General features: G+C 63.9%; 22 protein-coding genes and 1 tRNA gene. 7 read left to right on the plus strand and 16 right to left on the minus strand.

Annotated elements, in window-relative coordinates; genetic code table 11:
• Nucleotide 1: 1 nt before the first annotated feature.
• From prcB to ACSKT0_RS13215, 7 genes are all read right to left on the minus strand, one after another.
• Complete coding sequence (prcB, locus tag ACSKT0_RS13185; RefSeq protein ID WP_345451776.1) at nt 2–811, minus strand: proteasome subunit beta; 810 nt, start codon at nt 809–811, stop codon at nt 2–4.
• Between the two features lie 78 nt (nt 812–889).
• Nucleotides 890–1,093, minus strand: a complete 204-nt coding sequence (locus ACSKT0_RS13190) for a ubiquitin-like protein Pup (RefSeq protein WP_234749319.1) — start codon at nt 1,091–1,093, stop codon at nt 890–892.
• A 121-nt stretch (nt 1,094–1,214) separates the two neighbouring features.
• A complete protein-coding gene (gene dop / locus ACSKT0_RS13195; RefSeq protein ID WP_437774026.1) occupies nt 1,215–2,831 on the minus strand; it encodes a depupylase/deamidase Dop in 1,617 nt (538 codons plus the stop codon).
• Between the two features lie 50 nt (nt 2,832–2,881).
• A complete protein-coding gene (arc, locus tag ACSKT0_RS13200) occupies nt 2,882–4,696 on the minus strand; it encodes a proteasome ATPase (RefSeq protein ID WP_437770216.1) in 1,815 nt (604 codons plus the stop codon).
• Between the two features lie 101 nt (nt 4,697–4,797).
• Complete coding sequence (locus tag ACSKT0_RS13205; RefSeq protein WP_345451783.1) at nt 4,798–5,850, minus strand: tRNA (adenine-N1)-methyltransferase; 1,053 nt, start codon at nt 5,848–5,850, stop codon at nt 4,798–4,800.
• A 118-nt stretch (nt 5,851–5,968) separates the two neighbouring features.
• Complete coding sequence (locus tag ACSKT0_RS13210; protein ID WP_437770217.1) at nt 5,969–7,138, minus strand: site-2 protease family protein; 1,170 nt, start codon at nt 7,136–7,138, stop codon at nt 5,969–5,971.
• Nucleotides 7,139–7,882, minus strand: coding sequence for an HAD family hydrolase (locus ACSKT0_RS13215; protein WP_437770218.1), 744 nt, complete (start codon nt 7,880–7,882; stop codon nt 7,139–7,141).
• 119 nt (nt 7,883–8,001) lie between these two features.
• Between ACSKT0_RS13215 and ACSKT0_RS13220 the strand changes: the two genes are divergently transcribed.
• Complete coding sequence (locus ACSKT0_RS13220; RefSeq protein ID WP_437770219.1) at nt 8,002–8,907, plus strand: PAC2 family protein; 906 nt, start codon at nt 8,002–8,004, stop codon at nt 8,905–8,907.
• A gap of 73 nt (nt 8,908–8,980) precedes the next feature.
• Here ACSKT0_RS13220 and mshC read toward each other — a convergent pair whose 3' ends face one another.
• On the minus strand, nt 8,981–10,279 hold the full coding sequence (gene mshC, locus ACSKT0_RS13225; protein WP_437770220.1) for a cysteine--1-D-myo-inosityl 2-amino-2-deoxy-alpha-D-glucopyranoside ligase: 1,299 nt from the start codon (nt 10,277–10,279) through the stop codon (nt 8,981–8,983).
• Between the two features lie 16 nt (nt 10,280–10,295).
• Nucleotides 10,296–11,129, minus strand: a complete 834-nt coding sequence (locus tag ACSKT0_RS13230) for an undecaprenyl-diphosphate phosphatase (protein WP_236811048.1) — start codon at nt 11,127–11,129, stop codon at nt 10,296–10,298.
• Nucleotides 11,130–11,181: 52 nt separating this feature from the next.
• Between ACSKT0_RS13230 and ACSKT0_RS13235 the strand changes: the two genes are divergently transcribed.
• Nucleotides 11,182–12,114 (plus strand): aldo/keto reductase, encoded by a 933-nt coding sequence (locus ACSKT0_RS13235; RefSeq protein WP_437770221.1) that lies wholly within the window; start codon nt 11,182–11,184, stop codon nt 12,112–12,114.
• A gap of 19 nt (nt 12,115–12,133) precedes the next feature.
• Here the strand turns inward: ACSKT0_RS13235 and ACSKT0_RS13240 are convergent, their stop codons facing one another.
• Complete coding sequence (locus ACSKT0_RS13240) at nt 12,134–12,406, minus strand: hypothetical protein (RefSeq protein WP_236811050.1); 273 nt, start codon at nt 12,404–12,406, stop codon at nt 12,134–12,136.
• Between the two features lie 39 nt (nt 12,407–12,445).
• Between ACSKT0_RS13240 and ACSKT0_RS13245 the strand changes: the two genes are divergently transcribed.
• Complete coding sequence (locus ACSKT0_RS13245) at nt 12,446–12,679, plus strand: DUF5703 family protein (protein WP_059389241.1); 234 nt, start codon at nt 12,446–12,448, stop codon at nt 12,677–12,679.
• A 46-nt stretch (nt 12,680–12,725) separates the two neighbouring features.
• On the opposite strand, the gene ACSKT0_RS13250 is transcribed toward ACSKT0_RS13245, so the two are convergent.
• Both ACSKT0_RS13250 and ACSKT0_RS13255 read right to left on the minus strand, forming a co-directional pair.
• A complete protein-coding gene (locus tag ACSKT0_RS13250; RefSeq protein WP_437770222.1) occupies nt 12,726–13,886 on the minus strand; it encodes an acyl-CoA dehydrogenase family protein in 1,161 nt (386 codons plus the stop codon).
• A 9-nt stretch (nt 13,887–13,895) separates the two neighbouring features.
• Nucleotides 13,896–15,200, minus strand: coding sequence for a M20/M25/M40 family metallo-hydrolase (locus ACSKT0_RS13255; protein ID WP_437770223.1), 1,305 nt, complete (start codon nt 15,198–15,200; stop codon nt 13,896–13,898).
• Nucleotides 15,201–15,476: 276 nt separating this feature from the next.
• Between ACSKT0_RS13255 and ACSKT0_RS13260 the strand changes: the two genes are divergently transcribed.
• A tRNA-Leu gene (locus tag ACSKT0_RS13260) sits at nt 15,477–15,559 on the plus strand.
• Nucleotides 15,560–15,829: 270 nt separating this feature from the next.
• Here ACSKT0_RS13260 and ACSKT0_RS13265 read toward each other — a convergent pair.
• The 3 genes from ACSKT0_RS13265 to ACSKT0_RS13275 are packed head-to-tail and all read right to left on the minus strand — an operon-like array spanning nt 15,830 to nt 19,466.
• The gene (locus tag ACSKT0_RS13265) at nt 15,830–16,741 is read right to left on the minus strand and encodes a MaoC family dehydratase (RefSeq protein WP_437770224.1); all 912 of its coding nucleotides are present in this window, start codon (nt 16,739–16,741) and stop codon (nt 15,830–15,832) included.
• Nucleotides 16,738–18,090, minus strand: a complete 1,353-nt coding sequence (locus tag ACSKT0_RS13270; protein ID WP_437770225.1) for a 3-oxoacyl-ACP reductase — start codon at nt 18,088–18,090, stop codon at nt 16,738–16,740. Before ACSKT0_RS13270 ends, ACSKT0_RS13265 begins: the two co-directional genes overlap by 4 nt.
• Nucleotides 18,091–18,095: 5 nt before the next feature.
• Nucleotides 18,096–19,466, minus strand: coding sequence for an acetyl-CoA C-acetyltransferase (locus ACSKT0_RS13275; protein ID WP_437770226.1), 1,371 nt, complete (start codon nt 19,464–19,466; stop codon nt 18,096–18,098).
• Between the two features lie 62 nt (nt 19,467–19,528).
• Here ACSKT0_RS13275 and ACSKT0_RS13280 point away from each other — a divergent pair, with 62 nt between their 5' ends.
• Both ACSKT0_RS13280 and ACSKT0_RS13285 read left to right on the plus strand, forming a co-directional pair.
• Entirely contained in the window at nt 19,529–20,257 is a 729-nt protein-coding gene (locus ACSKT0_RS13280; protein WP_437770227.1) for a TetR family transcriptional regulator, read from the plus strand.
• 34 nt (nt 20,258–20,291) lie between these two features.
• Complete coding sequence (locus tag ACSKT0_RS13285; protein ID WP_437770228.1) at nt 20,292–22,400, plus strand: acyl-CoA dehydrogenase family protein; 2,109 nt, start codon at nt 20,292–20,294, stop codon at nt 22,398–22,400.
• 178 nt (nt 22,401–22,578) lie between these two features.
• On the opposite strand, the gene glgA is transcribed toward ACSKT0_RS13285, so the two are convergent.
• Complete coding sequence (glgA, locus tag ACSKT0_RS13290; protein ID WP_345451810.1) at nt 22,579–23,778, minus strand: glycogen synthase; 1,200 nt, start codon at nt 23,776–23,778, stop codon at nt 22,579–22,581.
• Nucleotides 23,779–23,882: 104 nt separating this feature from the next.
• On the opposite strand from glgA, the gene glgC reads away from it, so the two are divergent.
• A complete protein-coding gene (gene glgC / locus ACSKT0_RS13295; RefSeq protein WP_437770229.1) occupies nt 23,883–25,265 on the plus strand; it encodes a glucose-1-phosphate adenylyltransferase in 1,383 nt (460 codons plus the stop codon).
• Nucleotides 25,266–25,295 lie beyond the last annotated feature (30 nt).

Genomic DNA, 25,295 nt, shown 5'->3' on the forward strand with positions numbered 1-25,295 from the left:
CTCAGGCCTCCCGTCCGGCTACTGTTCGCGATTCAACAATGGCGCCAGCGATCGCCGCCAGCTCCCGTTCCGGCACCCGCCGGGCACCGGCGCGGTTGACGGTGTATATCACCGGCCAGAGCTGCCGGACCGGGTCCGGACCGCCGGTGGCGGAGTCGTCGTCGGCGGCGTCATAGAGGGCTTCAACCGCGACGGCGACAGCCTCGTCTTCGGTGAGGTTCGGCCGCCACAGCTTCTTCAAGGCGCCACGTGCGAAGACGGACCCCGAGCCGACCGAATGGTGCTCCAGTTCCTCGTACCGTCCGCCGGTGACATCGTAGGAGAAAAGCCGCCCCACGCCGGCTGCCTGGTCGAAGCCCGCGAAGAGCGGGATCACCGCGAGACCCTGCATGGCCATCGGCAGGTTTCCCCGGATCATGGCTCCAAGCCGGTTGGCCTTGCCGTCCAAGCTGAGCAGCGTGCCTTCGATCTTTTCGTAGTGTTCCAGTTCCACCTGGAACAACCGCGTGATGTCGATCGCAAGGCCTGCTGTTCCGGCAATTCCCAGGACGGAGTATTCGTCGGCCGGAAAGACCTTCTCGATGTGCCTGCTGGCGATCACATTGCCCATGGTGGCACGCCGATCTCCAGCCATCAGGACGCCGCCCGGGTAACTGAGGGCGACGATCGTCGTGGCGTGGGGCACCGGGGGAATCTGTCCTGCGGGCAGGGCTTGACTAAAGGGAAGGAGTTCAGGCCTGGAGCGTTGCAGATGCTCTATGAACGACGACGTTGCTTGGGTGGCCAGGTGGCCGGCTGATGGATCCTGCATTGCTGCGCTCCTTCGACTCTGACATCCGATGCCCGGCGGCCTCGCGCCGGCCGGGCCCTTGGCTTAGCTGGCGGCTGGCTACTGGCCGCCCTTTTGCACAAATGCCCTGACGAACTCTTCGGCGTTCGATTCAAGCACGCCGTCGATCTCGTCGAGGAGATCGTCCACGCCCTGCGTGGCAACCGAGGCCTGTGCCTCTGGCGCCGCGGGCGGTGCCTCGGGGGCGTCGGCTTCTGCCTCGACGTCCCGCGACTGCGGTTGCTGCTGCTCCTGAGCTGCCATTTCCTTCTCCATTCTGTCCATCCCCGTCACGGGGACTTCCTGTAATGCCATACTGCCACGGGGCGGGCCGCGACGCTGCGGTTTTAAGGGCCCGTTTGGCGGCCTCCGGCCGGCTGCCCGATCAGGCGGGCGGGGCCGGGTCCAGGCCGAGTAATTCACGGAGGAATGCGCCCGCTGTGTCGTGTTTCCGGAACAGCCGTCCGGTGAGTGCTTCCGTGCCGCGGAGCGGTTCCCGGGTGGGCACCCGCTGCAGTTTCCCGATGCCCGGAACGTCGAAGATGACCGAATCCCAGCTCGCGCCGACCACGTCCTTGCCAAAGCTGGAAACGCACTTCCCGCGGAAAAATGCGCGGGTGTCCGACGGCGGTTCGACGACAGCACGGCTGATCGTGGCGTCGTCGACGATCGTCTGCATGCGGTCGCGGGAAAGCATCCGGTAGTACAGGCCCTTTTCGGGCCTCACATCGGACCACTGCAAATCGACAAGACCCAGGCGGGCGTCGTTCCATTCGAGGCCGTCACGGTTCCGGTAGCCATCAAGCAGGGACATTTTGGCCAGCCATTCGACCGAAGACGCGGCACCTGCGGGGTTGCTCCCCAAGAGTCCCAGCGTCGACTCCCACCGTTCCAGGACATCGCGGGTGTGGCCGTCTCCGCTGAAGGAATCCGAGACCCCGGTTTCCTGGCCAAGTTTGGCCGCCGCCTCGTAGTACATCCACTGGATATCCAGGGCTGTTACGCGCCGTCCGTCGAGAAGCCTGACCGTGGCAGTCAGGGAAGTGTCGTGGCTGATTGCCTGCAGGCCTGCCACGGGCTCATGAACTTCGATCTTCGGAGCCTGGCCGGCTTCGATAAGGCTCAAGACCAACGCCGTCGTACCGAACTTCAAGTAGTTCGAGACCTGGCTCAGGTTGGCGTCCCCGATGATGACATGCAGACGCCGGTACTTGTCGGCGGTGGCATGCGGTTCATCCCGGGTATTGATGATCGGACGCCTGATGGTGGTTTCCAGCCCTACCTCGGCTTCGAAGAAATCCGCGCGCTGGCTGATCTGGAATCCGGACGTCGAACCGTCCTGGCCCTTGCCGAGCCGACCGGCACCGCAGATGACCTGACGCGTGACGAAGAACGGCGTCAGGCCTCGGACAATATCCCCGAACGGCACCGAGCGCGGCATGAGGTAGTTCTCGTGGGAACCGTAGGACACCGATTTGTTGTCGGTGTTGTTCTTGTACAGGTTGATGGCGGGCAGATCAGGGTCGGCTGCCACCTTCCGAACCGTGGCCAGGGCAACGAGGTCGCCGGCCGCGTCCCACGCGACGATGTCCCGGGGATTCGTGACCTCGGGACTGGAATATTCCGGATGGGCATGGTCCACGTACAGGCGGGCCCCGTTGCCGAGGACCATGTTCATCAGCAACGATCCTGACTCGTCGCCGCCGTCGGCTTCCAGCTCCTGCCGCCCGTACGCCAAGGCAACGGCCTCGGCGTCGAGCACGGGAGGCCTGTCAGTCAGCTGGCTCGGATCTGCTGCACTGCGCTCGACTGTCCAGCCGCGGGCATCATGCAGGGGCTCTTCATCCGTGTAGTCCCAGCGGGTTTCAGCGCCCCCGGCGGCCCGCTGCCGCGTCAGGTTCGCGTAGGCCTGGATGATCCGTGCGGACATCATCGTGGCGTTTGCCCCCGGCGCGGAGGGCGCGTGGATACCGTACTCAGTTTCCGAACCCATGACCCGCATGGCCCCGCCCGCGGGAAGCTTGTCCGAAGGCAGGCCTTCCGGCCGGGCCGTCACAGGTACTGGCCGGTGTTGGGAGTCGTTTCGATCGACTTCCCGGGCTCCTGGCCGGCCTTGCCCTGGACGATGGTACGGATGTAGGTGATGCGTTCGCCCTTCTTGCCCGAGATGCGTGCCCAGTCATCCGGATTGGTGGTGTTGGGCATGTCCTCGTGTTCGCGGAATTCGTCAACGACGGCGCGCAGGAAGTGGTCGATCCGAAGGCCCTTCTGCTGGGTCAGCAGGAGATCCTTGATGGCGTACTTCTTGGCCCGGTCCACGACGTTCTGGACCACCGCGCCGGAGTTGAAGTCCTTGAAGTAGAGCATCTCGGTATCGCCGTTGGCGTAGGTGACTTCGAGATACTCGTTGGACTTCTCGGTCGAATACATCGCTTCAACAGTGCGCTGGATGATGGCGTCCACTGTGGCCTGGACGTCGCCGCCGTGCTCCGCCAGATCCGTCGCGTGGAAAGGCAGGTCGGTGGTGATGTACTTGGCGAAAATGTCGGCGGCCGCTTCGGCGTCGGGACGCTGGATCTTGACCTTCACGTCAAGCCGGCCGGGACGAAGAATAGCCGGATCGATCATGTCCTCACGGTTCGAGGCGCCGATCACGATGACGTTGTCGAGCCGTTCGACACCGTCGATCTCGCTCAAGAGCTGCGGGACGATGGTTGTTTCGACGTCGGAGGAAACCCCGGTGCCGCGGGTGCGGAACAGCGAGTCCATCTCGTCGAAGAACACCACCACCGGGCTGCCATCCGAGGCCTTCTCCCGGGCGCGCGCAAAAATCAGGCGGATATGACGCTCTGTTTCGCCGACGTACTTGTCAAGGAGTTCAGGTCCCTTGATGTTCAGGAAGTAGCTCTTCAGGTCCACGTTTCCGGCCCGTTCGGAGGCGCGGGCGGCAAGCGAGTTGGCAACCGCCTTCGCGATCAGCGTCTTGCCGCAACCCGGAGGGCCGTAAAGCAGGATGCCCTTTGGTGCTTTGAGCCCGTGTTCGCGGTACAGGTCCGGGTGCAGGAACGGGAGTTCCACTGCGTCGCGGATCTGTTCGATTTGCGGGCCCAAGCCGCCGATGTCTTCGTAGGTAATATCCGGGACTTCCTCGAGGACAAGGTTTTCGACCTCTGCCCGGGGCACTTTCTCCAGGGCATAGCCCGTGCGGGAATCGAGCGACAAAGCATCACCGACGCGCAAGTGCACCTTCTGCAAGGCCCCTGAAAGCCTGACTACCCGCTCTTCATCGGCCCTGCCCACTACGAGGGCGCGGTCCGTGCCAAGCATTTCCTTGAGCGTGACGAGTTCGCCTGCCCGCTCATAGCCCAGGCCGGTCACCACAAGCAGGGCCTCGTTGAGAAGGACTTCCTGTCCAACGGCAAGCTGGTTGATGTTCACGAGCGGGCTGACGCCCACGCGCATCTTGCGGCCGGCATTGAAGATATCAACCGATTCCTCGGTGGCCGCCTGGCCCGTGCTGCCTGCCGTTGGCTGGCGCCTCGGATTGATCTGCAAGATGGTCCCGAAGCTGTACGGCGGTTGGCCGTCCTGCTCGAGGGCGCCTTTGAGCCGCAGGATTTCGGCCTTCGCCGTTTCCAACATGGTCACGAGCTTGGTGTTGTTCTGGGTGGCGGCGGCAAGCTGACGGTCGATGTGGCGCAGTTTGTCTCGAAGGATGTTTATCTGGCGTTCCGCGACAGTGAGTTCCGCGGAGTCGTCCACCGGTTGGATTGCCCCACCCCCGTGTCCCGATTTTCCTTCAGCCACAGCCTTGTTTGATGGCTCCTCCGGCGTTGTTCGCCCGAAGTCATTGTTCGACGTATCCACGAAGCATCAGCTCCTTCCCGCTTTCTATAAATAGACCTTAGCCCTCAAAAGCGTTGGGTAACCTGTGACATCCGGAATGCGGACCAGTTTGTGATGTTTCCTCAGGGAGCGGGCGTGGGGTCGTCCTTGACGTTGGTGCCGGCAATCGCATCCCGTGCCGCGCGCCGCAGTTTCTTGTCGGAAACCGCACGCTCTCCGACGGCTCCCGGTGTCCAGGCATTCAGGTCCTCTTCGCTGAACTCCGTCTTGGAAGGACGCCGCTTGACGGAGATTCCGGTCACGCCGTCGGCGAGGCGACGGGTTACCAGGAGGAAGCCGGTGTGGGCCACCATGCGGTGGTCGGGGCGGACGGCGAGGCCCTCGAGGTGCCAGCCGCGGACCATGGACTCCCAGGCGTCCGGTTCCGTGAAACGGCCGTCGGCGCGGATGGCTTCAGCGGTGCGGGAGAGCTGGGTCACGGTGGCCACGTAGTTGATCCACACGCCGCCAGGCGCCAAAACGGTGGCTACGGCGTCGAGGCATTCCCAGGGAGCGAGCATGTCCAGCACCACGCGGTCCACGGATCCGGGCTCTTCGCTGCGGACAACCTCTTCCTGGAAGTCACCGAGCGAGATCTTCCAGGCCGGGTGCGGACCGCCGAAAATGGTTTCCACGTTGCCGCGGGCGATGTCGGCGAATTCTTCCCGACGCTCGAAGGAGTGCAGGTAACCGTTGTCGCCCACTGCACGAAGCAGGGAGATCGAAAGGGCGCCGGAACCAACGCCGGCTTCCACAACGCGGGCACCCGGGAAGATATCGGCCATGGTGACGATCTGGCCCGCATCCTTGGGGTAGACCACTGCTGCACCGCGGGGCATGGACAGCACGAAGTCCGAGAGCAACGGGCGCAGCGTCTGGTACTGCTGGCCGATGTTGTTGGCGACCACGGAACCGTCAACCTGGCCAATGATTTCGTCGTGGTTCAGGAAGCCGCGGTGCGTATGGAAGGCGCCGCCTTCCTCCAAGGTGATGGTGTTCATGCGGCCGCGTTCGTCCGTGAGTTGAACCCGCTCGCCCACACGGAACGGCCCTCGGCGTCGTGCCGCACCAGTTGGCTGGATGGCGGTGTTGGCGGCGCCGGTGGCCGTGTAGTTGGCGGCGGTTTCGCTGCTCATGGGTGTTTCCTCGCTCCTGTACGGCTGGGCCGTCATTTGTTGCCACAGTTACTGCTTAGTGATGCGCGCTGCCCGCCGGGTTATTTCACGGCCGGCAGGTAACTCTACCGGGAAGGTCCTACGGGCGTCCGCTCCGTCGGGCTACTTTACCTGTAATGGCTGTCACTACGGCCTGCTGCCGCAGCAGGCCCATGACTGTGCCGGCTTCATCCACGACCGCATATTCGGCGCCGCTGAGCTGCGCCAAATACTGGATCAGTTCCTGGCCGCTGGACGTCCAGGGCACGTAGGCCCCGTCGGCGAGCGGGGTGGAAACCGCGGTCACGAAGGTTGTGGATACCTCGGAGGCCGGCACGGCTGCAGTCGCAGCCGGATCGACCAGACCCTGCGGCCGGCCATCCGGTCCGCAGATGACGACGGCGGGCGTACCGTGGGGTGCCACGCGCAGCACGTCGGCGACCGTGGCCGAGTTCGGAATTCCGACGGCGGGTTCGGCCAAGGCGGCGGCACTCACCGAGGGGAGGCGTCCACGGAGCGTCGCCTGCTTGATCGCGCCCGAAGCGCCCATCCAGAGGAAGCTGCAGACAAGGAAGGTGATGAGCATCAGGCTGAGATCAGGCGCATTGCCACTCAGCACGGGCAACAGGACGAACCAAACAACCAGGACGATCACGATGACCCGTCCGGCCCAGCCAGCCGCCACCGTCCCCTTTTCCTGGCTGCCCGTCACTTTCCACACCGCGGACTCCACCAAACGACCCCCGTCAAGCGGCAGGCCGGGCAGGACATTGAAGACGCCGATCAGCAGATTTGCCCACATAAGGATGTTCGTCAGCGTGTCCCCTACCCCGGTGAAGACACCAGCCTGCAGCAACAGCCAAGCCCCGCCCGCGAGGACAAAGTTGGCCGCGGGTCCCGCCAAGGCGACAAGCACAGAGCGGCCCGGCGAGGCGATGAAGCTCTCGAACTGGGTGTGCCCGCCCCAGAGATTCAAAACGATCTTCTCCGTGGGCCATTTGAAGGCCTTGGCGCTCAAGGCGTGGGCGAGCTCGTGGACCAGCACGGAAAGGGCAAGGAGGACCGCATAAGCGAAGGCAACAAAGTAGGCGCCGATTCCCAAGGAGTGGTTTCGAATCAGCAGCGCAGGTCCATAGACGATCACCGTGAACGCAGCGATGATGAACCAGGAGTAGGCGAGGTACACGGGGATTCCCGCGATGCGACCGAGTGGAATCCCGTCCTTCCTGCCGCTGCGGGTGCTGTGGCCACCGTTCCGGGGAGTGCTCATTTAGTTTGCCTGTCCATGGAAAGCCGCGGCCGGCACATTGCCAAGGGCCCGCTCGGCAACAAGTGCTTCAAGGTCGGCGACCTTGCGTCCCTCGAGGGTGTCCCAGGTTGCGCGGCGGGGGTCCTCGGGCAATGGCATCTGGTGTGGAATTCCCACCGTGACCACGCCGGAGGCTATCGCAGACGCAACGCCCGGGACGGAATCCTCGAGAGCGACGCAGTGATCCACGGTCAAGGCGGGGTCCGTGTTCTGGAGCCGCTCGACGGCGGCGAGGTAAGCCTCCGGGTGGGGCTTTCCCTGGCTGACGGTGTCCCCCGTGATAAGGAACTCGAAGTAGGGCTTGGGGAGGTTGGCGACGACTTCCCGCGCCATCGGGCCTTCGGACATCGTCACGAGGGCGCAGCGGACGCCGGATTGATACAGCTCGTCAAGCAATTCCTTGGCTCCAGGCCGCCACGGCACCTCGATGCGGAGACGGTCGATGACCTGGGCGCTCAAGGAGTCAACAATCTCCCGCTTTTCCAGGTTCACTCCAGCCCTTTGGAGGATGCCGGCCGAGTGCATCAATGACTGCCCTACAAGCTGCATGGCTTGTTCGTGGCTCCAGGCGCCGCCGTGGGACTCCACGAGGGTTCGCTCTGCAGCAATCCAGTACGGCTCGGTGTCCACCAGGGTGCCATCCATGTCCCATAGCGCGGCTTTGAGCTCGGCTTTTACAAAGGGCTGGGTGGCTGAAGCAAGCATGCCTAAAGTCTACGTGGAAGGAGGCACGGCAATTGCCGCTCTACGCCCGGGGCGAAGTATGGCCACGCCGGTCCCCTTACGCCATGCATCGGTGGCGGTGTTGGACGTAGGGTGAGTGAATGAACAGTTTGGACGGAGCCCCTGACGGACAGGCCACTTCACCGGAGCCTGAGCGCCTTCTCCAGCCTGTAGCCGAAGGCCAGCGCATCACCGTGATGCTCGCGGCTTTCGAAGGTTGGAACGACGCCGGCGAGGCGGCCAGCGATTCCCTGCACTACTTGAACAAGTTGTGGCAAGGAAAGAAAGTGGCATCCGTTGATGCCGACGACTATTACGACTTCCAGTTCACCCGGCCGACGGTGCGGCGCACCGCAACCGGAACCCGCAAGGTGAAATGGCCTTCCACGCGCCTGTACAAGGCCAGCGTCCCGGACAGCAACGTCGATGTCGTGTTCGTACTCGGCACCGAACCTTCCTACCGCTGGAGGGCCTACACGGCCGAGCTTCTGGTCCACGCCGAAACGCTCAAGGTCGACTACGTTGTGCTGATCGGCGCCCTTCTGGCCGATGTCCCGCACAGCCGCCCGATCCCCGTCAGCACCACCTCGGACGACAGCGGATTGCGAAAGCGCTTGAACCTGGAGGCTTCGCAGTACGAGGGCCCGGTAGGCATTGTGGGCGTGCTGGCGGAATTCGCCTTGCTCGCGGGCTTGCCCACGGTGTCGCTGTGGGCGGCCGTGCCGCACTACGTCGCCCAGCCGCCCTCCCCCAAGGCACAACTGGCCATCCTGAACAGGATCGAGGATCTGCTCCAGGTGCCGCTGGACACCCACGCCCTCAACGAGGAATCCGAGGCCTGGGAGCGCGGTGTGGACGAACTGGCCATTGAAGACCCCGAAATCGCAGCCTACGTGCGGCAACTCGAAGAGGCCAAGGACACGGCTGACCTACCGGAGGCCAGCGGCGAATCCATCGCGCGCGAGTTCGAGCGCTACCTCAAGCGCAGGGGCAAGGACAAGCCCTGACCCAACGCGGGGTCACTTACGGCCCGTCCAAGGGGACATTATGGGCCGTAAGTGACCCCGCGTTGTTTAGATATTAGAGCTCGACGCCGAGCAATCCGTTGATCGCGTCGCTCACCAAGGCGCTGTCCATCGCGCTGGGCTGGGCCCCCTCAGGATTGGCTCGCTGCGAGTCGGCGAGTGCCGCCGCGGCCCAGGCGTCGACGGCGGCGACCGCGCCGGGAGCATTGAGGTCGTTGGCCAGCTCGGCACGCATCCGCGTCAGCAGTTCCGCCGCTGTCCCCTCGGGAGCAATGTCCCGGGCGGCACGCCACGTGTTGAGCCGTTCCTTGGCCTGGGCGAAACCTTCATCGGTCCAGGACCAATCCGAACGGTAGTGGTGGGCCAGGATCGCCAGGCGGATTGCTGCAGGTTCTTCGCCCGAGGCACGGAGCTTGGACACCAGGACCAGGTTGCCCTTGGACTTGCTCATCTTTTCGCCGTCCAGGCCCACCATTCCAGCGTGGGCATAGTGGCGTGCCAAGGGAACGCCGCTGAGTGAATACGCGTGTCCGGCGCCCATTTCGTGGTGCGGGAAGACGAGGTCCGATCCGCCGCCCTGCACCGTGAATGGAGCCGGAAGGTACTTCTGGGCGATGACCGTACATTCAATATGCCAGCCGGGACGTCCGTCACCGAGGCTTGCACCGGGCCAGCTAGGCTCGCCGTCGCGGGCAACGCGCCAAAGCAAAGGATCAAGGGGATTCCGCTTGCCGGAACGGCCGGGATCGCCGCCGCGTTCTGCGAAGAGCTCCAACATTTCCACTTCGCCGAGCCCCGAGATGTCACCAAGGGTCCACGCGTCCGGGCTATCCGAGGCCTTGCCGGCCGCCTCGACGTCGTAATAGACGTCACCGTCGGGTTCGCCGCCGGTGCCGTGCACGCGGTAGGCGAGCTCGTCCGCGATCAATTTCTCGATGGCCGGGACAATCATCGGGATCGCCTCGACGGCTCCGATGTAGTGGCTCGGCGCCAGCACATTGAGGGCGTCCATGTCGGTCTGAAAGAGCTCAATCTGGCTCGCCGCCAGCTCCCGCCAGTCAACACCGGTGGCGGTGGCGCGCTCCAGGAGGGGATCGTCGACGTCGGTGACGTTCTGGACGTACGCAACCCGCTGGCCGCTGTCCCGCCATGCCCGGTTAAGCAGGTCGAAAGCTACGTAGCTGGCGGCGTGGCCCATGTGGGTGGCGTCGTAGGGTGTGATGCCGCAGACGTACATGGATTGCTCCGCGCGTGGCTCGACCTCCACGAGGGCCCCGAGGGCGGTATCGAACAGCCTCAACGGAGGCATGCTGCCGGGTAGTTCAGGCACAGGGCGGGAGATCCACGATTTCACAGCCTCAACCATAGTGCTAGGCGCTGATGACATTGAAACCGAGCAATACATAGAGGGCGAGTCCCAGGAGAATGCGGTACCACACGAAGACACGGTAGCTGTGGGTTGAAATGAATTTGAGGAACCAGCCAATGATGATGAAACCCACAACGAAGGCAATGACCGTGGCCAGTGCCGTTTCCGGAAGACCGAAGGGTCCGGTGATTCCTTCCTTGGACACCACCTTGTACAGCTGGTAGAGGCCGCTGCCGAAGACAGCGGGAATGGCGAGCAGGAACGAATACCGTGCGGCAGCTTCACGCGTATACCCCATCAAGAGGCCCGCTGTGATGGTACCGCCGGAGCGGGAGACGCCAGGGATGAGCGCCATGGCCTGGGCCAGACCATAAAGGATGCCGTGCTTGAAGGTCAATTGGCTCAGCTCCCGTTCCTGCTTGCCAACGGCGTCGGCCACCGCGAGGATCATGCCGAAGACGATAAGCATGGTGGCGACGATCCAGAGGCTGCGCAGCACGGATTCGATCTGGTTCTGGAAGAGCAGGCCGAGCACGATGATGGGCAGGCTGCCGAGGATGACCAACCAGCCCATCCGGGCGTCGGGATCGTCCCTGGCCACCTTGCCGCGCAGCGATCCGAACCAGGCGCGCACAATCCTGACGATGTCGCGCCAAAAGAAGACAATGACGGCCGTCTCGGTGCCCAGCTGGGTAATGGCCGTGAAAGCAGCTCCGGGATCCGCCGCATTAGGCAGGAACGAGCCGACAATCCGCAGGTGTGCGCTTGAAGAAATCGGAAGGAATTCTGTCAGGCCCTGCACGAGGCCAAGGAAGGCTGCTTCTATCCAGTTCACGTGAATAGACCCTACGTCATGATCTACCCGATCTCCCCGTAAGCTATCAGCTATGCAGCAGCGTTACGTCGGCAACAGTGGGTTTCGGGTGTCCACCCTTTCCCTGGGCACCATGTCCTGGGCGGAAGAAACGGACGAACAGGATGCACGGGAGCTGCTCCATACATTCATCGCCGCCGGCGGCATCATGATCGATACCGCGGCCTCCTACGCAGGAGGACAAGCCGAGGCTCTTCTGGGCTCCATGCTGGGCGACGTCGTGGCGCGTTCGGAGATTGTCCTCTCCACGAAAGCGGGCGTCTCGACGTCGGACGGCCGGAGCAGTGTCGATGCCTCCCGCGGTTCGATGCTGTCCGCACTCGACGCCAGCCTTGCCCGCTTGGGAACCGACTACGTGGACATCTGGTTCGCGCACGCTTGGGACGGCAACGTTCCGCTGGACGAAACGCTCTCCGCGCTTGACCTTGCGCTGCGTTCGGGACGCGCACGGTACGTCGGCATCTCCAACTACAACGGTTGGCAGACCGCCAAGGCTGCGGCCGTCGCGGGATTCACCGTGGTGGCCAACCAATCCGAATACTCACTCCTGCACAGGAAGCCTGAAGACGAACTAGTGCCCGCCGTCGAGGATGCCGGCCTCGGCCTCATGGCGTGGGCACCCCTCGGCCGCGGGGTGCTCAGCGGCAAATACCGTGGCCAGATTCCCTTGGAATCACGTGCGGCGGAGGGCCGCCTTAGCGGCTACGTCGAAAAGTACCTCGACGCGCGGGGCGCACGGATCGTCGAAGCGGTGGCAATGGCCGCGCGCGGATTGGGACGCTCCGCCGTCGACGTTTCACTGAGCTGGTTGCTCTCCCGCCCGGGCGTATCCACGGCCATAGTGGGCGCACGCAATGCGGTCCAGCTCAAGGAGTTGCTCGATGCGCAGCTGACGCCTCTTCCGGCTGAAATTTCGCGGGCGCTGGAAGACGTCTCAGCAATCTGACCCCGCTGAAACCGCGGCCCTACTGATCGAGGATCTCCAGCTCGTCTTCATCGAGGAGCTCATTGTTCTCCTCGTCGTCATCCTCTTCATCGTCGTCGAACACCTGAAGTGGTGTGACTTCCGAGTAGGCCTCGTATAGTGAGTCCTCATATACCTCAAAGGCATCTGCTACGGCGAAAAACGCTGCCTCCACAGCGGGATCTCCTTCGCCCCGGCGGGCGGAAGCGGCAATCAGGTGCTCTTCTAAGGCGGCTGTCAATGACTGAAGCGCGACACGCGGATCGATGCTCATGACTTCACGTTAGCCCGAAAAAGACGAAAATGGAGAGGGATGAGAGAACAATTTCTGAGCAGTTCAGTGGAGCGTCAGCGGGACTACGCAAGGCAGTACGAGTATCTCGTACTGACCGTTAGTCCTGACGATTCCTTGCCCGAGGCGCGACGTCGGCTCGTGGAACACTCCGAATATGGCAAGTGGGAACTGGAGCGGAGCATCCTTTATATCGGCGGCGGTCGCCGGTTCTGGCTGCGACGCAGAGTACTCAACGTACAACGCACCGTGTAGCGGCACGGCCGTTTTTTCGGGTTCCCCGCTTCAGCTTCCGAGCGTTTCAGCTTTCGAGCGGGCCAAGCCACGCGTTGGCTACTGTGGTGTGTGCGGATTCTTCGTTGGAGGGATGGAAGATCCCGGCCAGCACATCGCGGTACAGCCGTTCGAGTTCGGAGCCCCGGAAGTAGCTTGAGCCTCCGGAAACCCGGATTGCCACATCCACCATGGTCCGGGCGTTCTCCGTGGCCCGCACCTTGAGCCCGACGAACTTGGGGAACCATTGCGCCCCGTGATCAACCAGCGCATCCACGTCACGGGCAACTGAGGCCAACTGCGGCTGGATGGAATCCATTGACATGGCGGCGTCGGCGATCTTCCGGCGGATGTCCGGGTCCTGCGAGAAGCTGCGGCCGCCGTACTTGGCCGAGGTCCGGCGCTTGACGGCCTCAACCGCCAGGGTGAATGCCCGCTCCCCGATGCCCGTGTAGACCGCGGCAAGCAGCGTTTCGAAGCACGCGAAGATCGCGAAGATCAATGGATCCTGGTTTGGGCCCACCGGCAGCTTCCGGAAGATCCGTTCCGGCGGCACCCTGGCGCCCTGCAGGAGCGTGGTGTTCGATTGGCTGGCCCGCATGCCCAGGGTGTCCCAGTCACTCAGTGTCTCGTGCCCCGGGGCGTCCCGGTGGATGAAGCCGAACACCAGCTCCCCGTTCCCCTCCCGTCCGCCGCTGTCCTTGCCGAAGATGCCGAGGCGGGTCCATGCCGGCGACAGGCTCGTGAAGATCTTCCGCCCGGTGAAGCTGTAACCGCCGTCCAGCTGCGGTTCCGCCGTGGTCCCTGAGTCGAAGAGCATGGAGTCATTTCCCGCCTCGGAAATCCCGAATCCAAAGACCTCGCCCCGTCCTGACTCCTTGAGGACATAGTCAAGGGAGTTGTCGCCGCGGGCCGCAAGGACGTGCGCGACGCCGGTCCAGACAAGGTGCATGTTGACGGCCAGCGCCGTGGCCGGGGCAGCCGTGGCCAACCGGCGCTGAAGCGCCGCCGCGGCTTCGAGCCCGAGCCCCAGTCCGCCGTCGGACTCCGGGACGAAGATCTTCAGGTAGCCCGCCGCGGCGAGCTCCTCAAGGTCCTCGTGGAAGAACGAGTTGTTCTGGTCGTAGCCCGCGGCGCGGCCCCGGATGCGGTGGAGCAGCTCGTCCGGCAGGATCTCTTCAGGGGTCAAGGCTTCTCCCTAGTAGGTACTCAGCAGGGTGTTGAGCACCCTGGATCCGAACTTGAGCGAATCAGCCGGGACGCGCTCGTCAACCCCGTGGAACATCCCGGTGAAGTCGAGTTCGTCCGGGAGCATCAGCGGGGCGAACCCGTAGCCTGTGATGCCGATCTTGCTGAGCGACTTGTTGTCGGTGCCGCCGGACAAGGTGTACGGCAACACCTTGGCGCCGGGGTCCTCCGTGTGCAGCGCGTCGATCATGGCGTCCACCAGATTGCCGGCAAACGGCACTTCCAGGGACACGTCCTTGTTGACGTAGCTGACGTCCACGCCGTCGCCGGCAAGTTTCTTGACGGTTTCGAAGACCAGTTCCTGCTGGCCCGGGAGCGTGCGGCAGTCCACGAGCGCTTCCGCCGATTCGGGGATGACATTGTGCTTGTAACCGGAACTCAGCAGCGTAGGGTTCGAGGTGTTTTGGAGGGTGGCCCCCACGAAGCGCGCGACGGTGCCGAGTTCCTTCAGGAGGGTCTCGGGTTTGTCCGGATCGAACTCGACGCCGGTCAGTTCCGTCACGCCGTCAAGGAATTGCCGCGTTGTGGGGGTCAGCTCGATCGGCCAGCGATATTCGCCGATTCTGGTGACTGCCCCGGCCAGGCGGGTGATCGCGTTGTCCGTGTTGATTTGCGAACCGTGTCCGGCCCGGCCGTGGGCCACGAGGCGCAGCCAGGAAAGGCCCTTTTCCGCGGTCTGTAGCAAGTAGGTCCGCTGGCCCCCGATGGTGGCCGAGAAGCCACCCACTTCGGAGATCGCTTCCGTGGCACCGTCGAAGAGTTCCCTGCGGTGCTCGACGGCGTAGCGTGCGCCGTGGTTGCCTCCGGCTTCCTCGTCGGCGAAGAACGCGAAGATGATGTCCCGCTTGGGCTTGCGTCCCGTGCGGGCGAAGTCGCGCATGACCGAGAGGATCATGGCGTCCATGTCCTTCATGTCCACGGCGCCGCGTCCCCAGATGAGTCCGTCCTTGAGTTCGCCGCTGAAGGGATCCACGGACCATTGGTCCTTGAGCGCCGGGACGACGTCGAGGTGGCCGTGCACCACGAGGGCACCGGCCGAGGGGTCCTCCCCCGCCAGCCGGGTGACGACATTGGCCCGGCCCGGAGCCGACTCGAAGATTTCGGCGTCCAATCCCACTTCATTGATAAGCGCCGCCGTGTATTCAGCCGCGACGCGTTCCCCGGGACCGGAATCGTCACCGAAGTTCGAGGTGTCTATGCGGATGAGTTCCTGGCAGATCCGGACTACTTCGTCCTCGGGTCGGATATCAGTCATGGAACTCTCCTTGCTGGCTGGGATGGACATACTCCGGCGGGTAGGCAGTTCGTGCGTACGCTCCCGCGCGCTTCCCTCAGCCTACCCACCGCACGCTCGTTTGGCCGCGTACTTTCCTGCGTTTTGGCGCGGATTGGCAGGGTCCAATTGCCGTTCCCGGCACCCTCTCCGGCTCCGGTTTTTTTATTTCCCAGAAACCGTGTTAGAGTTTTTCTCGCTGCTTCGGAGGAAAGAGAAGCGCCGAGAGGCGCAGAACGAAGGCTCCGAACACCACCTGCGCGGGTGGCGGAATGGCAGACGCGCTAGCTTGAGGTGCTAGTCCTCGAAAGGGGGTGGGGGTTCAAGTCCCCCTCCGCGCACAATTGCAAGGCCTGGAATTATGATAATTCCAGGCCTTGTTTGTTTAACTTGAATTTGCGTTTTCAGACACTAATGCGGCGTTCATCACATTTATTGAATTGCATTACCTGGAATTCGCCCACGGCAGTGAACTTGACTCCCGACCTGGCCCTGAATCTGGCTCCGAATCTGGCTCCGCCAGGCACGGCGACGGCGGCCGCCCATGTGGGTGACCGCCGTCGTCGTAACCGTATTGAACCTTGAGAAACCTTCAGTCCGAAACCGGCGCCCTACAGCGCCGTCACCGAGCCGCTGAAGTGCCTCCTGCCGCTGCGCGGGTTCCAGGCCACGTAGTCCGAACGCTCCCACGAGCCTGACGCGGAGTGGGCGGTACCGATTTCCAGGGCCACCCGCGCCGGGAGGAACACCGGTGCCTCGAAATTCACGTGCCATCGGAACGCTTCCGATTTCACCGAGCCAACGTCGGCCAAGGCCCGGGATGCAAGGTACATGCCGTGCGCGATCGACCTTGGCAGGCCGAGCGCTTTGGCCGAGAGGAGGCTCAAGTGGATCGGGTTGAAGTCTCCGGATACGGTGGCGTAAAGGCGTCCGGTATCCACGCCTAGCTGCCAGATGGCTGTTGGTGCGGGTGCCGTGAACTCATTTGGAGCGGCGGCCGTAGCGGCCTTGTCGACTCCAGGCAGGAAGACCCCCTTGGCCAAATACGTCGAGACGCCCCGCCATAGCAAGGCCCCGTCGTTGCTCGATCGGACTTCGGCGACGACGTCCACCTGGGTTCCGGCCCTGTGTCCGCGCATGTCCTCGGCCCAGGACCGGACGTCGAGCGACTCAGTGAACTGGACTGCCCGCAACTGCTCCACGTGGTTCTTCAAATGGATCATCCCCAGCAGGGGAAGCGGGAAGTCATCCCGGTTCAGCACGCTCATGGAAACCGGGAATGCGAGGGCATGGATGAAGCCGGCCGGCAGTGCGTCACTCGCAGTCTCGCCGATCAGGTGCTGGTAGGCGGTGAGGTTCGCGACGTCGGCCCGCACCCCGCGGACCTCATGGCTCCCTTGGGGCAGCGCGGTGGCTGCCTGGAAACCCATCACCCGCCGCCGTGCCGCGGTCGCTGCCGCATTCACGTACAGCTTCGAGAGGGACGGCAGCTCCCCCAGGATGAGCGGTTGTTCCGTAGTCATGCACCCACCAGGTTCTGTCCGCAGACCCTGAGCACTTCACCCGTGATTCCAGCGGCGGCGTCCGATGCCAGGAACGCAATTGCCTCTGCCACGTCCCCCGGCAGGCCGCCCTGCTGCAGCGAGTTCAGCCTGCGGGCAACCTCCCGGGTGGCAAAGGGGATCCGGGCCGTCATGTCGGTTTCGATGAAGCCGGGCGCGACCGCGTTGATGGAGCCGCCGCGCTCCGCCAGCAAGGGCGCCGTAGCTCTGACCATGCCGATCACTCCCCCTTTGGAAGCAGCGTAGTTTGTCTGCCCGCGGTTGCCTGCGATGCCGCTGGTGGAGGCCACCGACACGATCCGTGGGGTTTTGTTGAGCTGGTCCGAGCCCAGGAGTGCCTCGTTGATTCTCAACTGCGAGGCGATGTTCACTCCGATGACGGAATTCCAGCGGCCCTCATCCATGTTGGCCAGGAGCTTGTCCCGGGTGATGCCGGCGTTGTGGATGACGATATCGAGGCCGCCATGGCGTTCCACGGCGTGGTCGATGATCCGCCTCCCGGCGTCCTCGGCCGTGATGTCCAATTGCAGGGCAGTGCCATGGACCTCGTTGGCGACTTCGGCGAGGTGGTCGCCCGCAGCGGGAATATCCACCACCACCAGCCGGGCGCCGTCCCGGTGCAGGGTCCTCGCGATCGCCGCTCCGATGCCCCGGGCAGCTCCCGTGACGACGGCGACCTTCCCGGCCAAGGGCTTGTCGGCGTCGGCGGCAAGCTCGCCGGAGCCCGAAGTGACAGTCAGGAACTGACCATCCACGAACGCGGACCGTCCGGACAGGAAGAAGCGCAGCGCACCGAGCGCGCTTGGGCTCGTGGTGCCGGTACTGTCCCCGAGGAGAATGCCGTTGGCCGTGGCACCCGCCCGGAGTTCCTTGGCGAGGGAACGCAGCAGGCCGTCGACGCCTTGACGGCCCGCGGCAACAGCCGGGCTGGCGGCAGAGGCGGACGTCCGGGAGATCGTCACCACCCGCGCGCCGGCGGCCAGATCACGGAGCGACGGGGCCGCAGTGAGAACCGGTCCGGCAAGCTCTTCCGGATGCTCGACGGCGTCAAGCACCAGGATGATCGCCCCCAGCTTTTCCTTGGGCAAGGCCGAACGCCGGACGTCGAGGCCCCAGCCCACCAGGGCGGCAGCCAAGTCGTCGGCGCCCGCAGTTTTCCCGTTGCCGCTCCCGAGCACAAGGACGGGACCTGGAACCAGCGGTTCTCCCGCTTTGTACCTCCGGAGCACGGCAGGTTGGGGCAGGCCGAGCCTTTTAGCCAGGTCCTTGCCGATCCCGTGGCTGACGAACTGTGTGTATTTGTCCGTCATGCCGGCTACCGCCCTTCCGGAGCGGAGTAGGCCTCAAGGATCGCGACGACGCCCTGCCCTCCGGCTGCGCAGACGGAGATGAGTCCACGGGCCGGCCGGCCGTCCACCGGGCCGTTCTCGTGGAGCATCTTCGCAAGCGAGGCGACGATCCGTCCGCCGGTGGCGGCAAAGGGATGTCCTGCGGCGAGGGACGAACCGTTGACGTTGAGCTTGGCTCGGTCGATCTTGCCGAAGGCACCATCCAATCCCAGCCGGGTACGGCCGAATTCCTCGTCTTCCCACGCGGCGAGCGTGCTCAGGACAGTGCCCGCGAAGGCTTCGTGGATTTCGAAGAAGTCGATGTCTTCGAAGGACAGGCCGTTGCGGGCCAGGAGCCGCGGCACTGCAAAGGCAGGGGCCATGAGGAGTCCGTCCTTCCCGTGGACGAAATCGACGGCGGCCGCCTCGCCGTCGACGACGACGGCCAGCTTGGGCAATCCCCGGGCGTCCGCCCATTCCTCAGTGCCGAGGAGAACCGTGGAGGCGCCGTCCGTGAGCGGCGTGGAGTTGCCGGCCGTCATCGTGGCTTCAGGCCCAAGGCTCTTTCCGAAGACAGGCTTGAGGGTGGCCAACTTCTCCATGGATGTATCGGGCCGGAGGTTCGAATCACGGCTCAGTCCGCGGTAGGGAGTCACGAGGTCATCGAAGAAGCCACGTTCGTAGGCCGCGGCGAGGTTGTGGTGGCTATTGAACGCGATCTCGTCCTGCGCTTCGCGGCTGATCTTCCATTGGGCCGTGGTCAGTGCCTGGTGTTCTCCCATCGAGAGGCCAGTGCGCGGTTCCCCGGTGTTCGGAGCATCCGGGGCGAGGTCCTTCGGACGCAGCCTTGCGAGAACCTTGAGCCGATCGGGCAGGGACTTGGCGCGATTGAGGTCCAGCAGGATTTCGCGGAGGCCCTCGCTCACCGCAATAGGGGCATCCGAGGCAGAGTCGACTCCGCCGGCGATGGCCGAGTCGATCTGGCCCAGCTTGATCTTGTTGGCCAGGCCCAGGACCGTCTCAAGGCCGGTGGCGCACGCCTGCTGGAGATCGTAGGCGGGCGTCTCAGGGGAAAGGGCCGAGCCAAGCACGGCTTCGCGTGTCAAGTTGAAGTCGCGGGAGTGCTTCAGCACGGCACCGGCGGCGACCTCACCGATCCGCTCTTCTTGCAGGCCGAAGCGTGCGATCAGCCCGTCCAGTGCAGCGGTCAGCATGTCCTGGTTCGATGATTTGGTATAGGCGCCGCCGGTCCGTGCGAAGGGGATCCTGTTCCCGCCGACCACCACGGCTTTGCGGAGTGCGCCCTGGGCTACGGGGGATTCATGTGGCGCGTTCGCGGAATGTGCTGCTGCAGGCATGCGTTGCTCCTTATGATCACATCGGGTTACTGATACCCAGCGTACCTGATACGCTGAGTATCGTGAACATCCCCAGCCCAGGACTTCCTGCCGAACACGACGCCGGGACCCCGCCCCCCGCGGACAGCGACGCTCCCGCCGTCGACGGCCGCGCCGCCCGCTGGCAGGTCCACCGCGAAGAGCGCCGGCGCGATCTCATCAAGGCCGCCCGCAAGGCTGTCCACTCGCTGGGCAGCGAGGCCTCCATGGAGGACATCGCGACGGCCGCCAGTACATCGAAGTCGGTGTACTACCGCTATTTCGGGGACAAAGCCGGCCTGCAGCAGGCAATGGGCGAAGTAGTGCTGGGACAAATGCAACGGCGAATGAAGGAAGCGGCAGAAAGCGCGCAGACTCCACGCGAAGGCCTGTTCGCCATGGTTTCCGCGTACCTGCAGATGGCCGAGTCCAGCCCCGCCGTCTACGCGTTCATCACGCGGCTCTCGCAAGGCGAACCCTCTGCACAAGACGCCATCGCCGCCTCGGGAGCCCTTGGCCACTTCTTCGAGTCGATCAGTGCCATGATCGCCCGGCCCATGCGGGAACACCTTGGGGCGGAAAAGGAAGCATTGATCGACTACTGGCCCACCGCGGCTATCGGACTGGTCCGCAACGCCGGCGAGAGGTGGCTCGGTAGTCCCGCCTCCGCGGCAAAGCCCGACCAGGAAACCATGGCGGCCCAAATCACGGATTGGCTGTGCGTGGGAATCGCCCCGGAACTCAAGATCAACTCCCCTGAATATCAGCAATGACCCCACGTTGTTCGGAACCAAAGAAGGAATCACCATGACTGAAGTAGTGGACCGCACCTCCTCCAGCAACCGGGCGGCCGCGGGAACGGCTGCCACCACGCAGCCTGTTGCGCCCGCCCCTGCGGTGGATGTAGCGGCTCTTGGCGAAATGCTGCTCGGCAAGTGGGCCCACATCCGGCACACGGCACGTGACCTCGCGGGCCGCCCCGAGGTACACAAGATCGAAGGCTTGACGCATACCGAGCACCGCAAGCGTGTATTCGGGCAGCTCAAGTACCTCGTGGACAACAACGCCGTGCACCGGGCTTTCCCCGCCAGCCTCGGCGGTTCAGACGATCACGGCGGCAACATCGCCGGATTCGAGGAACTCGTCACTGCCGATCCATCACTGCAGATCAAGGCCGGGGTCCAGTGGGGCCTCTTCGGTTCAGCGGTGATGCACCTGGGCACTGACGAGCACCAGAACAAATGGCTGCCCGGGATCATGAGCCTGGAGATCCCCGGCTGCTTCGCCATGACGGAAACCGGACACGGCTCCGACGTTGCGAGCATTGCCACCACGGCCACGTACGACGAGTCCAGCCAGGAGTTCGTCATCAACACTCCGTTCCGTGCCGCGTGGAAGGACTACATCGGCAACGCCGCCGAGGACGGCCTCGCCGCCGTCGTATTCGCCCAACTGGCGACCCGCAACGTGAACCACGGCGTTCACGCGTTCTATGTCGAGCTAAGGGACCCGGACACCAAAGAGTTCTTGCCCGGAATCGGCGGCGAGGACGACGGCATCAAGGGCGGGCTCAACGGCATCGACAACGGGCGCCTGCATTTCACCGATGTCCGTGTCCCCCGCACCAACCTGCTCAACCGCTACGGCAACGTCTCCCCCGAAGGCGAATACACCTCGCCCATCGCGAGCCCGGGTCGGCGATTCTTCACGATGCTCGGCACCTTGGTGCAGGGCCGCGTCTCCCTCGACGGCGCCGCAGTCGCCGCGAGCAAGGTGGCCTTGACGACCGCCATCCGGTACGCCGCCGAACGGCGCCAGTTCAACGCCTCATCCCCCACGGACGAGGAAGTCCTGCTGGACTACCAACGGCACCAGCGCCGCTTGTTCACCCGGCTTGCCACCACCTTTGCGGCGAGCTTCGCACACGAGCAGTTGCTTGAGAAGTTCGACGACGTCTTTTCCGGCCGGCACGACACCGACGCCGACCGCCAGGACCTCGAGACCCTCGCCGCGGCCCTCAAGCCCATGAGTACCTGGCACGCCCTCGACACGCTGCAAGAGTGCCGCGAGGCCTGCGGCGGCTCAGGATTCCTCATCGAGAACCGTTTCGCCTCGCTCCGCGCGGACCTGGACGTCTACGCCACTTTCGAGGGTGACAACACCGTGCTGCTCCAGCTCGTCGCCAAGCGCCTCCTGGCCGACTACGCCAAAGAGTTCCGGAACGTCGACTTCGGCGTGCTTGCCCGCTTCGTGGCCGCCCAGGCCGCGGACGTCGCCATCAACCGCACCGGCCTGCGGCAAGTAGCGCAATTCGTGGCGGACACGGGATCAGTCCAGAAAGCCGCGCTCGCCCTGCGGGACGAAGAAGGCCAGCGCACACTTCTGACGGACCGGGTGCAGTCCATGGTGGCGGAGGTGGGCGCTGCACTCAAGGGCGCCAACAAGCTTCCGCAGCATCAGGGCGCCGCCTTGTTCAACCAGCATCAGGACGATTTGATTGAAGCCGCCCAAGCCCACGCCGAACTCCTGCAATGGGAAGCGTTCACGGAAGCCCTCGGCAAGGTCGGCGACCCGGGTACCTTGAAGGTGCTGACATGGCTCCGGGACCTGTTTGGCCTCTCGCTCATCGAAAAGCACCTGTCCTGGTACCTCATGAACGGCCGTCTTTCCATGCAGCGCGGACGCACCGTGGGGGCTTACATCAACAGGCTGCTCGTCAAGATCCGTCCCCACGCCTTGGACCTGGTTGATTCCTTCGGCTACGGTCCGGAGCACTTGCGCGCGGCCATCGCTTCGGGGGCCGAAAAGGAACGCCAAGACGAAGCCCGCGGCCACTTCCGGGCGCAGCGGGCAAGCGGCCAGGCCCCCGCAGAAGAGAAGAGCCTCCTCGCTTTGAAAGGGAGGAAATCCAGTTAGCATCGTTCCGTAACCGGCCGGTGAACAGTTGCCGAATCCTTTAACGACGACGGCGCCGCACTCCCGCTGGGGGGTGCGGCGCCGTCGTCGTTCTTTCCCAACTGACTCGCATTTGTTGTCGTTATGAGCCCTCAAAACGACAACAACTGCGAGTCAGTTGGGATCCAAGGTTGGAAGGTCAGGGGGCGAGGACTGAACGATAGACCTCGAGGGTTGTCTCGGTGATCGACTCCCAGGAGAAGTGCTCCTCGGCCCGGACGCGGCCCGCGGCACCCATGACCTTGGCCCGCGCAGGATCGGACACAACCTCGTTGAGGGCAGCGGCGAAATCTGCGACGAACTTTTCGGGATCCAGCGGGGTTCCGGTACCGTCCGTGACCTGCTCGAGCTCCACCAGCAGTCCCGTTTCGCCGTGCTGGACCACTTCGGGGATGCCGCCAGTGGCACTTGCCACGACGGCCGCGCCACATGCCATGGCCTCGAGGTTGACGATGCCGAGAGGCTCGTAGATCGACGGGCAAGCGAAGGCCGTGGCATGGCTGAGGACCTGGATGAGCTCGTGCCTCGGCAGCATGCGTTCAATGACCAGGACACCTTCGCGCTTGCCCTGCAGGTCCTCGATGAGCCGGGCCGTTTCCGCTGCGAGTTCCGGGGTGTCCGCCGCGCCCAGGCAAAGCACAAGCTGGACATCTTCCGGCAGGCTGGCCGCAGCCTTCAGGAGGTAGGGCACGCCCTTTTGGCGGGTGTTGCGCCCAACAAAGACCACACTGGGCTTGGCGGGATCGATGCCGAGGGCACGAATTGCGTCTTCGCCTTCGTCCGGCTGCCACATGTCGACGTCGATGCCGTTGTGGACCACCCGGACCTTGGCGGGATCCACGTTCGGATAGCTGCGCAGGATGTCCTTCCGCATGCCGTCCGAGACGGCGATGATAGCCGCGGCAGCCTCATAGGCGGTCTTTTCAACCCATGAGGACAACGCGTAGCCACCACCCAGCTGCTCCGCTTTCCACGGCCGCAACGGCTCCAGGCTATGGGCGCTGAGCACATGGGGTATCCCATGCAACAGCGACGCCAGGTGGCCGGCCATGTTGGCGTACCAGGTATGGGAATGGACCAGGTCCGCTCCGGCGATGTCCGGCACGATGCGCAAATCCACCCCGAGGGTCTGGACGGCGGCATTTGCCGCCCCCAGATCATCCGGAGTGGAATACGACGTCACCGTTGCACCGTGGAAGTCCGCATCACGGGGCGCGCCGAAGGCACGCACCTGCAGATCCACGTGCTTCGCCAAGACGCGGCTGAGCTCGGCAACATGCACACCGGCCCCGCCATAGATTTCGGGTGGAAACTCTTTAGTCACAATGTCTACGCGCACGCTACCTAACGTAGTCCTTCCGGAGTATGTGTTCTAGTGTGAAAGGGTCCGGCAACCCGGGCTTTTTTCGGGGGCTACAAAGACGTACAGGGAGAGCAAACACCATGGCGTTGAAGAAAGTATTGTCAATCGTGTTGGCTGGCGGCGAAGGAAACCGCCTTATGCCATTGACGGCAGACAGGGCAAAACCTGCGGTGCCGTTCGCGGGGGGGTATCGATTGATCGATTTCGCTCTCTCGAATCTGGTCAATTCCGGGTACCTCCAGATCGTGGTGTTGACCCAGTACAAATCGCACAGTCTTGACCGCCACATCTCCGAGACCTGGCGGATGTCCACCCAGCTGGGAAGATATGTGGCCTCGGTTCCCGCCCAGCAGCGCGTGGGCAAGAGCTGGTTCCTTGGCAGCGCGAATGCCATCTACCAGTCCCTGAACCTGATTCACGACGCCAACCCCGACATTGTTGTCGTTGTCGGCGCGGACCACGTTTACCGCATGGACTTCCAGCAGATGGTCCAACAGCACGTGGCCAGCGGCGCCAAGGCCACAGTTGCGGCCGTCCGCCAGCCGCTGAACATGGCCAACCAGTTCGGCGTGATCGAGGTCGACAAGAACGATCCGCAGAAGATTTCGGCGTTCGTGGAAAAGCCTGCCGAAACGGAAGGCCTCGCCGCCGATCCCTCGCAGTTCCTTGCCTCCATGGGCAACTATGTCTTCGACGCCGACGCCCTGGTGGAAGCACTTCGCATCGATGCGGAGCGCCTGGACACCAAGCACGACATGGGCGGCGACATCATCCCCTACTTCGTGTCCCAGGGTGAGGCAGGCGTCTACGACTTCACGCTCAACGACATTCCCGGTTCCACCGACCGCGACCGCACCTACTGGCGCGACGTTGGAACCATCGATTCGTTCTATGACGCCCACATGGACCTGATTTCCCCGGTCCCCGTGTTCAATCTGTACAACTCGGAATGGCCCATCTACACGCGGCAGAGCATCTCGCCGCCGGCCAAGTTTGTCCGGGGCGACAACAACACAGTCGGCACCGCTTTGGACTCCATCGTGGCCAGCGGCTCGGTGATCTCCGGAGGAATCGTGGAAGGGTCCGTCCTCTCCAACGATGTTTACGTTGGACCGGCCAGCAGGATCCAGGACTCGGTACTGATGGACAAGGTGCGCGTCGGTGAAGGCGCAGTGATCAAGCGGGCCATCATCGACAAGAACGTGAAAGTCCCTGCCGGGGCTGCCATTGGCCTGGATGCCGACCTCGACCGCGCCCGCGGCTTCAAGGTCACCGAATCCGGAATCACCGTACTCGCCAAGGGCCAGCTGGTACCGGAACCTGACGCTTCCGAGCTCGCCCTGGCCGCCGAGCACCGCCGCTCGGTGCCGGAGGCGATCAAAGCCGCCACCGAAAAGTTCCCCGACATCAGGGACTCCGCTGAGCAGGTCACGAAAATCCAGGCTGCCTCGGTAGAGGTCTGACCCGGAACCCCGGAATTAGGACAGCCCCCG

It is taken from the genome of Arthrobacter sp. KNU40 (assembly GCF_051515115.1).
Lineage (GTDB): Bacteria > Actinomycetota > Actinomycetes > Actinomycetales > Micrococcaceae > Arthrobacter.

Bases quoted from the DNA above. Each gene is read 5' to 3' on its own strand.
- ACSKT0_RS13235 (WP_437770221.1), top strand. From the start codon at position 11,182: ATGCAGCAGCGTTACGTCGGCAACAGTGGGTTTCGGGTGTCCACCCTT.
- dop (WP_437774026.1), bottom strand. From the start codon at position 2,831: ATGCGGGTCATGGGTTCGGAAACTGAGTACGGTATCCACGCGCCCTCC.
- ACSKT0_RS13275 (WP_437770226.1), bottom strand. From the start codon at position 19,466: ATGCCTGCAGCAGCACATTCCGCGAACGCGCCACATGAATCCCCCGTA.
- ACSKT0_RS13265 (WP_437770224.1), bottom strand. From the start codon at position 16,741: ATGACTACGGAACAACCGCTCATCCTGGGGGAGCTGCCGTCCCTCTCG.
- prcB (WP_345451776.1), bottom strand. From the start codon at position 811: ATGCAGGATCCATCAGCCGGCCACCTGGCCACCCAAGCAACGTCGTCG.
- ACSKT0_RS13220 (WP_437770219.1), top strand. From the start codon at position 8,002: ATGAACAGTTTGGACGGAGCCCCTGACGGACAGGCCACTTCACCGGAG.
- glgC (WP_437770229.1), top strand. From the start codon at position 23,883: ATGGCGTTGAAGAAAGTATTGTCAATCGTGTTGGCTGGCGGCGAAGGA.
- ACSKT0_RS13210 (WP_437770217.1), bottom strand. From the start codon at position 7,138: ATGAGCACTCCCCGGAACGGTGGCCACAGCACCCGCAGCGGCAGGAAG.
- ACSKT0_RS13245 (WP_059389241.1), top strand. From the start codon at position 12,446: ATGAGAGAACAATTTCTGAGCAGTTCAGTGGAGCGTCAGCGGGACTAC.
- ACSKT0_RS13270 (WP_437770225.1), bottom strand. From the start codon at position 18,090: ATGACGGACAAATACACACAGTTCGTCAGCCACGGGATCGGCAAGGAC.
- ACSKT0_RS13190 (WP_234749319.1), bottom strand. From the start codon at position 1,093: ATGGCAGCTCAGGAGCAGCAGCAACCGCAGTCGCGGGACGTCGAGGCA.
- ACSKT0_RS13205 (WP_345451783.1), bottom strand. From the start codon at position 5,850: ATGAGCAGCGAAACCGCCGCCAACTACACGGCCACCGGCGCCGCCAAC.
- ACSKT0_RS13255 (WP_437770223.1), bottom strand. From the start codon at position 15,200: ATGACTGATATCCGACCCGAGGACGAAGTAGTCCGGATCTGCCAGGAA.
- ACSKT0_RS13215 (WP_437770218.1), bottom strand. From the start codon at position 7,882: ATGCTTGCTTCAGCCACCCAGCCCTTTGTAAAAGCCGAGCTCAAAGCC.
- ACSKT0_RS13240 (WP_236811050.1), bottom strand. From the start codon at position 12,406: ATGAGCATCGATCCGCGTGTCGCGCTTCAGTCATTGACAGCCGCCTTA.
- ACSKT0_RS13285 (WP_437770228.1), top strand. From the start codon at position 20,292: ATGACTGAAGTAGTGGACCGCACCTCCTCCAGCAACCGGGCGGCCGCG.